6 protein-coding genes are annotated in these 9,728 nt (G+C 73.1%); 2 read left to right on the forward strand and 4 right to left on the reverse strand.

Annotation, left to right across the window (positions count from 1 at the left end):
• Positions 1-62: 62 nt before the first annotated feature.
• Positions 63-872: a M15 family metallopeptidase gene (locus tag IG02_RS0134165; protein ID WP_420707817.1), complete on the reverse strand. Its 810-nt coding sequence runs from the start codon at positions 870-872 to the stop codon at positions 63-65.
• A gap of 313 nt (positions 873-1,185) precedes the next feature.
• On the reverse strand, positions 1,186-3,546 hold the full coding sequence (locus tag IG02_RS0134170; protein WP_030757120.1) for a TIM-barrel domain-containing protein: 2,361 nt from the start codon (positions 3,544-3,546) through the stop codon (positions 1,186-1,188).
• A gap of 233 nt (positions 3,547-3,779) precedes the next feature.
• Between IG02_RS0134170 and IG02_RS0134175 the strand changes: the two genes are divergently transcribed.
• Positions 3,780-5,789, forward strand: a complete 2,010-nt coding sequence (locus IG02_RS0134175; RefSeq protein ID WP_030757123.1) for an acetoacetate--CoA ligase — start codon at positions 3,780-3,782, stop codon at positions 5,787-5,789.
• Between the two features lie 102 nt (positions 5,790-5,891).
• The gene (locus tag IG02_RS0134180) at positions 5,892-6,929 is read left to right on the forward strand and encodes a hypothetical protein (protein ID WP_420707818.1); all 1,038 of its coding nucleotides are present in this window, start codon (positions 5,892-5,894) and stop codon (positions 6,927-6,929) included.
• Between the two features lie 164 nt (positions 6,930-7,093).
• Here IG02_RS0134180 and ptsP read toward each other — a convergent pair whose 3' ends face one another.
• A complete protein-coding gene (gene ptsP, locus IG02_RS0134185) occupies positions 7,094-8,764 on the reverse strand; it encodes a phosphoenolpyruvate--protein phosphotransferase (protein WP_030757129.1) in 1,671 nt (556 codons plus the stop codon).
• A 111-nt stretch (positions 8,765-8,875) separates the two neighbouring features.
• Positions 8,876-9,325, reverse strand: coding sequence for a PTS sugar transporter subunit IIA (locus IG02_RS0134190; protein ID WP_030757132.1), 450 nt, complete (start codon positions 9,323-9,325; stop codon positions 8,876-8,878).
• Positions 9,326-9,728: the final 403 nt, after the last annotated feature.

Below are 9,728 nucleotides of genomic sequence, written 5' to 3' on the forward strand. Positions count from 1 at the left end.
GGTACGGCGCGGCGCGCGGTCCGCGCCCCCACCGGACGGAGCACGGACCGCGCGACGCGCCCTCAGTGCCCGGCGACCGAGGACCGGGCCACCGGGAAGTCGAAGTAGGTGTCCGGGAAGGTCTCGGGCTTGTACGTGAAGTGCCACCACTCCTCGGGCAGGTTGGTGAACCCCACCCTCTCCAGCGCCGTTCCCAGCAGCCGCCGGTTGGCGCGCTGCTCGCCCCGGATCCGGGGGTCGTCCGTGTGCGCGAGCGTGTCGAAGCAGTCGAAACCCGTGCCCATGTCCAGGGAGTTGTCCGGGAACCGCGCGGCCTTCGGGCCGTGGCACGGAGTGAGCTTCTCACCGGGCCGGTACGGCCTGGTCGGCAGCGCGGGCAGCCTGACCACGGTCACGTCCACCGTGCTGCCCCGGCTGTGGCCGGATTTCTCCGCGATGTAACCGTCCGCGAACAGCCGCGACTTCTCCACCCTCGGATAGAACTCCGCCTTCATGCGCTCGTCCCGGAGGTCCGCCGCCCACCGCACGAAGTGGTCGACGGCACGCTGCGGCCGGTAGCAGTCGTAGACCTTGAGCGAGTAGCCGCGCCGCAGCAGAGTCGCCTGGGCACGCCGCAGCGCCTCCGCGGTGGACCGGGTGACGATGCAGACCGGCTCCCGGTAGCCGGCCACCGGTACGCCCAGGAAGGTGTGGGGCGTGACGTACCGCATCTCCTCGATGATCGTCGGCGCCACCGTGCGCAGTGCCACGAACTCCCTGGGCGCCGCCGGCGCCTCCGGCTCAGCGGTCCGGGCCCGGGCGGTGGGGGAGACGGTGGTGACGGCGAGCAGGACGGCGGCCGATGTGGCCAAACCTCGGAGAACGGATCGCATGGATCGCATCGTTGTCATGGACACATTGCTCTATCAGCTCGGCGCCACCCGGGGGAAGAGGCATCGGACACGGTCCGCGAGCCCACGCGAAGCCCGGTGAAACCCCTGCCGGACCCGCTCCGCGCCGCCCACCGCCGACCGTCCGCACGGAGCCCGGGGAGACGGACCACACCGCCCGCCTGGTCATCGAAGCCTCCGGCAGTGGCCGACGTCGGATCCGGAACCGCGGCGATGCCCGTCAGGGCCGGTCCCGCCGCGGTGGCGACGGGCGGCGCACGTCCGACGCGCGCGCCGCCCCAGTGGCCCGTCCGGACTACCGGACGCCCCGTACCCGCACCGGCCACCGAGGGGCCACCGGGCCCTCGTCCGTGACCCGTTCCACCCGTACGCCGTCGTCCGCCCACCGGGACGTGTACCGCTCGATCTCCCCGTCCGCCCAGCCGTCGCCCGGGTCCGGAACCACCAGCCCGCCACCCGTCGTCCCGGGCGCCGGCGCCCACACCTCCAGCTCCGGCCGGCCCCCCGGGCCCCGCACGGGAATCACCGCGCCCCCCCGGGCCAGCACCGGGATCCGCGACCACGGCGCGTCCAACAGCACCTGGCCCGGCCCCTCGTACGCGGTCTCCGTCCCCGTGTCGTACCACCGCCCGCGCGGCAGCCGCACCGCCCGGCGGTCCGTACCCGGCTCCAGCACCGGCGCCACCAGCAGCGCGTCACCCAGCAGGAACGAGTCCTCGCACGCACGCAGCGCCCGGTCCTCCGGCGCGCCCCACCAGGGCGGCCGCACGTACGGCGCCCCCGTCACCCGGGCGAGCTGGGCCAGCGTCACGAAGTACGGCCGCAGCCGCTCCCGCTCGACGAGCGCCGCCCGCGCGTGCTCCAGGACCCGCGCACCGAACTCCCACGGTTCCCGGCGCCCCGCGTCGATCGCCGCGTGCGTCCGGAACAGCGGCAGGTACGCCCCCAGCTGGAACCAGCGCAGATACAGCTCGGGGGACGGACTCCCGTCGAAACCGCCCACGTCGGGACCCGAGTACGGAACCCCGCACAGCCCCAGCCCCAGCACCAGCGACAGCGACGCCCGCAGCCCGGGCCAGCCCGTGGCCACATCACCGGACCAGGTGCCCCCATAGCGCTGCATCCCGGCCCAGCCGGAGCGCGAGAACAGGAACGGGCGGTCGTCGGGCCGCAGCCGCCGCAGCCCCTCGAAACCCGCCCGCGCCATGGCCAGCCCGTACACGTTGTGGGCCTCGCGGTGGTCGCCGCCCCGCCCCTCCAGCCGGTGCCGCGCCGACCGGGGCAGCGTCGGGTCACCGAACGGCGCGAACGACACCGGCTCGTTCATGTCGTGCCACACCCCGGAGAACCCCTGCGCCAGCCGCTCCTCGTACAGCTCGCCCCACCACTCGCGCACCGCGGGATCCGTGAAGTCCGGGTACACGCACTCGCCCGGCCAGACCACCCCCCGCACCTCCCGGCCCCGGGCGTCCCGCACGAACGCGCCCCCCGGGACGTCCGCGCGCCCGCTCGCGCGCACCGCGTTCCCCGGAGCCGCCGGAACCGCCGGATCGACGATCGAGACCAGCCGGACCCCGTCCGCGCGCAGCTCCTTGGCCAGCCCCGGAAGATCGGGAAAGCGCTCGCGGTCGACCGTGAACACCTGGTGCGCCTCGAAGTGATCGATGTCCAGATGGACCGCCGACAGCGGCAGGTCCCGCTCCCGGTACCCCGCCACGATCCGCCGCACCTCACGCTCGTCGCCGAACCCCCAGCGCGCGTGCTGCGGGCCCAGCGCCCAGGACGGCGGCGCCACGGGCGCCCCGGTCAGCGCCGTCCACGTGTGCAGCACCCTGGCCGGTGTGCCCGTCACCACCCAGCAGCGCAGCGGCCCGCCCTCCATCCGCAGCTCGCTGGTGCCGGGCCGGTCGTGCCCCGAGCCCGCGCCCTCCTCGCCCTCCCGGAGGACGACCCGGCCGTCCCAGGTGTTGTCGTAGAAGGCCAGATGCGTCCCCGCGTCGGACACCACCAGCTGGACGGGCATCGTCACGTACAACGGGTCGTCGTCCGGGCCGAACCGGCCACCCGGGTCCGTGTTCCACAGCCGGTACGTGCCGCTGCGCAGCCGGGGCCCCGACGCCCGCCCGCCCAGCCCGAAGAACCGCGCGTCCGCCGGCACCTCGCCACGCTGCGCCCAGCGCGCGGGCCCGCCGGCCACCGGCTCCCACCAGCGCGGCGGCAGCTCACGGCGCAGCACCACACCGCCCGGAGTGCGCACCTCCACACCGCCGTGGCGGGAGACCGCCACCGTCACCCGCTCCGACACCACACGCCAGCCGCCGTCGGTGTCCGGTTCGAGAGCGGCCCGCGGGTCCGGCTCCGGCGGGCCCCCGTCGAGCGCGTACGACGGCAGTGGCTCCGCGCCGTCCCAGCCCCAGAAGACCGCACCGCCCACCGTGACGCGGACATGCAGCTCAGCGCGCGCGAACCGTACGGTGCCGCCCCCGGGCGACGGCTCCGCGCCCGCGGCGGGACCCGGCACCCGGGCCCGCTCGGGCCCGCGCGGCGGCAGCTCCCTGGCGTCCTCGCGCCGGCCACGCCAGGCGGTCCGCGCCGCCCGCCATCCCTGTATCGAGCCGACCACTTTCATCGAACGCACCAGCTCACCACCGTCCATGCTGCTCAGCCTGCCATTCGTCCGCCCCCGAGCGCGCTCTGTTCAACTCCCGTTCACCCGCGGCGGCAGCACCGTCACAGCAGGTGGACGGCGGGGCCGAAACCTGGTGCGAGAGGCGATCACATGGCATCGTCCGTGCCAGGACCCAGCCTGTCCAAGAACCAGTCGCCGGCCCCGGAACACAGGGCCCTTAAAACACCACACCAGCGTCGAGTCAGCCCGGGAGCCGCCCCATGACCGCAAGCGCCAGCCCCGCCCCGCTCTGGGCGCCCGACCCCGGCCGTATCGAGGCCGCCGCGATCACCCGCTTCCAGGCCTGGGCCGCCGACCGGTACGGCGCTCCCGCCGACGGCGGGTACGCGGCGCTGCACCGCTGGTCCGTCGAGGAACTGGAGACGTTCTGGCGCGCCGTCGCCGACTGGTTCGACATCCGCTTCGCCACCCCGTACGAACGCGTCCTGGCCGACCGCGCCATGCCCGGCGCCCGGTGGTTCCCCGGCGCCACCCTCAACTACGCGGAACACGCCCTGCGCACCGCCGAGGACCCGGCCCGTGCCCAGGAACCGGCCCTCATCCATCTGGACGAGAAGCAGCGGCCGGCCACCATCAGCTGGGCGGAGCTGCGCCGCCAGGTGACCGCGCTCGCCGCGGAGCTGCGCCGCCTCGGAGTCCGCCCCGGCGACCGGGTCAGCGGCTACCTCCCCAACATCCCGCAGGCCGTCACCGCGCTGCTCGCCACGGCGGCCGTCGGCGGCGTCTGGACCTCCTGCGCCCCCGACTTCGGCGCCCGAAGCGTCCTGGACCGCTTCCAGCAGGTCGAGCCCGTCGTGCTGATCGCCGTCGACGGCTACCGCTACGGGGGCAAGGAACACGACCGCACCGGGACCGTCGCCGAACTCCGCCGCGAACTGCCCACGCTGCGCGCCGTCATCCACGTCCCGCTGCTGGGCACACCCGCCCCCGAGGGCGCCCTCCCGTGGGCCGATCTGGTCGACGCCGGTGCCACGACGGCCGCCGGCACCCGGATCGGCGAGGCGAGCGACGTCTTCGAACACGTCCCCTTCGACCACCCCCTGTGGATCCTGTACTCCTCCGGCACCACCGGCCTGCCCAAGGCCATCGTCCAGTCCCAGGGCGGCATCCTGCTGGAGCACTACAAGCAGATCGGCCTGCACTGCGACCTCGGCCCCGAGGACCGGTTCTTCTGGTACACCTCCACCGGCTGGATGATGTGGAACTTCCTCGTCTCCGGCCTGCTCACCGGCACCACCGTCGTGCTGTACGACGGCAGCCCGGGCCACCCCGCCGTGGACGCCCAGTGGGCGGTCGCGGAGCGGACCGGGGCCACCCTGTTCGGCACCTCCGCCGCGTACGTCATGGCCTGCCGCAAGGCCGGCGCGCACCCCGGCCGCGACCACGACCTCTCGCGGGTGCGCTGCGTCGCCACCACCGGCTCCCCGCTCCCGCCCGACGGGTTCCGCTGGCTGCACGACGAGGTGGCCGACGACCTGTGGATCGCGTCCGTCAGCGGCGGCACCGACGTGTGCAGCTGCTTCGCCGGCGCCGTCCCCACCCTCCCCGTCCACATCGGCGAACTCCAGGCGGCCTGCCTGGGCACGGACCTCCAGGCGTGGGACGCCCAGGGCCGGCCCGTCGTGGACGAGGTCGGGGAGCTCGTCGTCACCAACCCCATGCCGTCCATGCCGGTCCGCTTCTGGAACGACCCCGACGACCGCCGCTACCGCGAGAGTTACTTCGAGACGTTCCCCGGCGTCTGGCGGCACGGGGACTGGATCACCCTCACCGGCCGCGGCTCGGTCGTGATCCACGGCCGCTCCGACTCCACCCTGAACCGCCAGGGGGTCCGCATGGGCTCCGCGGACATCTACGAGGCGGTCGAACGCCTCCCCGAGATCCGCGAGTCCCTGGTCATCGGCCTCGAACAGCCCGACGGCGGTTACTGGATGCCGCTCTTCGTCCACCTGGCGCCCGACGCCGTCCTCGACGACACACTTCGGGACCGGGTGAAACGGACGATCCGGGACCGGCTCTCACCTCGCCATGTGCCCGACGAGATCATCGAAGTCCCCGGAATTCCGCACACGCTGACGGGCAAGCGCATCGAAGTCCCGGTCAAGCGGCTCCTGCAGGGCGCGGCACTGGACCAGGCGGTGAGCGCGGGCTCCGTCGACAACGTCGAACTGCTCCGCTTCTACGAGAAACTCGCCCGCGACCGCGCCTGACCGCCCGGACCGCCCTGTTCCGGGCGCCCCGCCGGCGGACGCGTTGTCAGACCTCTCGATTACGGTGAGTGAGTAAAGATCGACCGTACGCAAGGGGGAATCATGGCGCACGCGGAGTGGTACGGACACACCGGCGGACCGGGCCGGTCGGGACAGGCGGCGGACGGCGGGCGACAAGAGAAAAGGGGACGGCGAGGCCGCGGGAAAAGGGCAGGGACCAGGGGAGCGGGGACCAGGGGAGAGAAGAGGAGGGAGAAGCACCTCCGGCGCGGGCTCCGCCGCGAAGTCCCCAGCACCGTCGGGCTGCTGGCAGACGCACACGACTTCGCGGCGATGCGCCGCTACCGCACCTTCGTCTTCGACGACCACGCGGTCTACCTGCGGCACGTCGACACACTGCTGAAGGAGCTGGCGTCCCAGGGCGTGCCGGCCACCGTCGCCCTCTTCGACCCGGACGAGTACGCGGAGTACTGCGAGGACACCGGCCTGGACCCGGACTCCGTGGCGGGCCGCGGCCGCTACACGGCCAGGATCCCCGCGAGCGGCGCGGCCGTCGCCTACACGGGCCAGAGCGTCGACGTCCTCGTCCCGCAGCTCATCAGCACGGCGGTCCGCAAAGCCACCTGGGAGTACGCCACCACACTGCTCGCCGACCTCGGGGACTGCGCCGACTGCGGAGAGGACATCGCGGGCGCGGCCTTCGACCGCGCCTCCCACATGCTGGAGCGGCTGCTCGAAGCGGCCGGTCCCGGAACGCACCACCTCGTGTGCAGCGTCCCCGTCGGGACCGAGCAACTGCTGGCCGTCGTCCACGCCGAGCACCCGGCCGGAGAGCGGGAGCCGGTTCGCCTCGGCTCCTCCGAAGCCGCCGAATTCGTCAGCGTGCTCGCCGTGGGCATCGCTCTGGAGAGCGCCGGCGGCGTGGTGCTCCGTACGACGGTGCCGGGCGACGACGACCGCGTGCACGGCTGGCGCCTGTCCCGGTCGAGCCTCGTCCCGCTCACCGCGGGCGAGGTCTTCAACGCCTACTGCACCGATGCGGAGACGGGAGACCCCCTCGCTCCGGAATCCGGGGTCGACTACCGCGCCGGGTTCGCGGTGAGCCTCGACGGGCCGGGCGACACGGGCAGGCACCATTGACGGCGACCGGGGCCGGCTGAGGACGAGCGAGGACCACCGAGGCCCGGTGAAACCGAAGGGGCTTCCCGCCGGGAAGCCGGCGGGAAGCCCCTGTCAGCCGAAACGGACGGCGTGCGGGCACCCGGGCCGGGCCGCTGGATCCGCGGGCCCGGCGACGGGGCCGGTCACTCGCCCGACAGCACCGCCTGCGCGGCCTGCCGTGCCTCGTCGGCGCTGTCCGCCGCCCGGGCGGCGGAGGCGGCACGCTCACACTGCGCCAGGGTGTGCTGAGCCAGAGCGGCCCGTACGTACGGGATCGAGGCCGCGCCCATCGACAGGGAGGTCACGCCCAGCCCCGTGAGCACACACGCCAGCAGTGGATCGGAGGCCGCCTCGCCACAGACACCACAGCTCTTGCCCTCGGCCTTGGCGGCCTCGGCCGACAGCGCCACCAGATCGAGCAGCGCCGGCTGCCACGGGTCCTGCAGCCGGGACACCGCGCCCACCTGCCGGTCGGCCGCGAAGGTGTACTGCGCCAGGTCATTGGTCCCGAGCGAAAGGAACTCGACCTCCTGAAGAACCGAGCGCGCCCGCAGCGCGGCGGACGGGATCTCCACCATCGCCCCGAACTTCGCGCGGAGACCGGCCGCACGGCAGGCGTCCGCGAACGCCTTGGCGTCCGCGCGGTCCGCCACCATCGGCGCCATGACCTCCAGATACACGGGCAGTCCCTCGGCGGCCTTCGACAACGCGGTCAGCTGGGTCCGCAGCACGTCCGGGTGGTCCAGCAGGGACCGCAGACCACGCACACCGAGCGCCGGATTCGGTTCGTCCGCCGGCGTCAGGAAGTCCAGCGGCTTGTCAGCGCCCGCGTCCAGCACCCGCACGACGACCCGGCCCTCGGGAAACGCCTCGAGAACCGTCCGGTAGGCCTCGATCTGCTTCTCCTCGGACGGCGCCTGCTCGCTGTCGTCCAGGAAGAGGAACTCGGTGCGGAACAGACCGACACCCTCGGCCCCGGCATCGACGGCCGCCCGCACGTCCGACGGCCCGCCGATGTTGGCGAGCAGCGGCACCTTGTGCCCGTCCGACGTCGCGCCCGGCCCGGTGATGGCCGACAGCGCGGCCTTGCGCGCGGCGGCCGCACGCTCGAGCTCCGCACGCCTCTCGGCGCCCGGCTCGACGAAGATCTCACCCGTGCTGCCGTCGACCGCGATCACCGTGCCCTCGGACAGTTCGCCCGCCCCGGGGAGGGCGACCACGGCCGGCACCCCGAGCGCGCGCGCCAGGATCGCGCTGTGACTCGTCGGCCCGCCTTCCTCGGTCACGAAGCCGAGCACCAGGGTCGGGTCCAGCAGCGCGGTGTCGGCGGGCGCCAGGTCCCGGGCGATGAGCACGTACGGCTCGTCGCTGTCCGGCACACCCGGCATCGGAACGCCCAGCAGCCGGGCGACGATACGATTCCGCACATCGTCCAGATCGGCCACCCGCCCGGCCAGGTACTCACCGGCACCGGCGAGCAGCGCACGGTACTGGGCGAACGCGTCGTACACACCACGCTCGGCCGTACTGCCGACGGCGATCCGCCGGTCCACATCGGCCAGCAGCTCCGGGTCCCGCGCCATCATCGCCTGCGCCTCGAGCACGGCCTGAGCCTCGCCGCCGGCCAGGTTGCCGCGGGCGATCAGATCGGCGGCCACCGCTTCCACGGCCTGCCGCGCCCGCCCCTGCTCACGCTCGGCGTCCTGGTCCGGAACCTGCTTGGCCGGCGGTTCCAGCACCGCGGTCCCCATGTGCCGGACCTCGCCGATCGCCACACCGTGACTGACCCCGACGCCTCGCAGCGTTGTCTCCATCTCATCCGTCCCCGGTCGAGCCGCGGCGCTCAGACCGCCACGGCGTATCTATGACGAGCGTCCCGCGCCCGTCCCTGGCAAACAACGGTGGTGCCACCGTCGGCCGCGACGTCACCGCCACTGGAAAAGAGAGTCGCCGGCCGCGACCTCGCCGTCCTCACGGAGATCACCGAGGGCGTCCGCGGTGGCCTCCAGCGCCACGACCGGACAGATCGGGGACTTCCCGGCCGCCTCCACCGCGGCGGGATCCCACCGCACGAGAGGCTGGCCACGCGTGACCGTGTCCCCCTTGCTGACGAGCAGCTCGAAACCCGCGCCGTTGAGCTGCACGGTGTCGATGCCCAGATGTGTCAGTACACCGTGCCCGGCCGCGTCGACCACCACGAAGGCGTGCGGGTGGAGGGACACCACCACGCCGTCGACCGGCGAGACGGCCGTGCCCGCCGCGCGTACGGGATCGATGGCCATACCAGGCCCCACCATCGCCCCGGCGAACACGGGATCGGGAACAGCGGCGAGTCCAATGGCCCGTCCGGGCAGCGGCGCGGTCACGGTGGTCATGGAGAGCCTCCCAGGGGCGGTAAAGAAGAGCAGCGCCTCACCGTCACGGTCAGTGAGCGGACGGCGGACTGTTGAGAAGGGTAAGTCATGGGAAGTGACGGTTCCGCATAAGAGCTGCCAGTTGACGGCCCTGGGGGCGCGGAAAGCGATTTGCCTGCGTCGGCCGACCGGATGTACTGTCGTAGACCTGCCTGACCGCAGCACGACTTCGGGTCGCGGGTCGGCAGCACCTATCAAGCAATGATCCTCAACTCGGGTCCCTTTTCGCGTGCCGCGAATCGGTGGTCAGGGGGAACGGAAAAGGCTGATAGAGTCGGAGACACGAAATACCGAAGGGAAGCGCCCGGAGGAAAGCCCGAGAGGGTGAGTACGAAGGAAGCGTCCGTTCCTTGAGAACTCAACA

Source organism: Streptomyces sp. NRRL F-5135 (assembly GCF_000719775.1).
GTDB classification, from domain to species: Bacteria; Actinomycetota; Actinomycetes; order Streptomycetales; family Streptomycetaceae; genus Streptomyces; species Streptomyces hebeiensis.

Bases quoted from the DNA above. Each gene is read 5' to 3' on its own strand.
- IG02_RS0134175 (WP_030757123.1), top strand. From the start codon at position 3,780: ATGACCGCAAGCGCCAGCCCCGCCCCGCTCTGGGCGCCCGACCCCGGC.
- IG02_RS0134180 (WP_420707818.1), top strand. From the start codon at position 5,892: ATGGCGCACGCGGAGTGGTACGGACACACCGGCGGACCGGGCCGGTCG.
- IG02_RS0134165 (WP_420707817.1), bottom strand. From the start codon at position 872: ATGCGATCCGTTCTCCGAGGTTTGGCCACATCGGCCGCCGTCCTGCTC.
- ptsP (WP_030757129.1), bottom strand. From the start codon at position 8,764: ATGGAGACAACGCTGCGAGGCGTCGGGGTCAGTCACGGTGTGGCGATC.
- IG02_RS0134190 (WP_030757132.1), bottom strand. From the start codon at position 9,325: ATGACCACCGTGACCGCGCCGCTGCCCGGACGGGCCATTGGACTCGCC.
- IG02_RS0134170 (WP_030757120.1), bottom strand. From the start codon at position 3,546: ATGGACGGTGGTGAGCTGGTGCGTTCGATGAAAGTGGTCGGCTCGATA.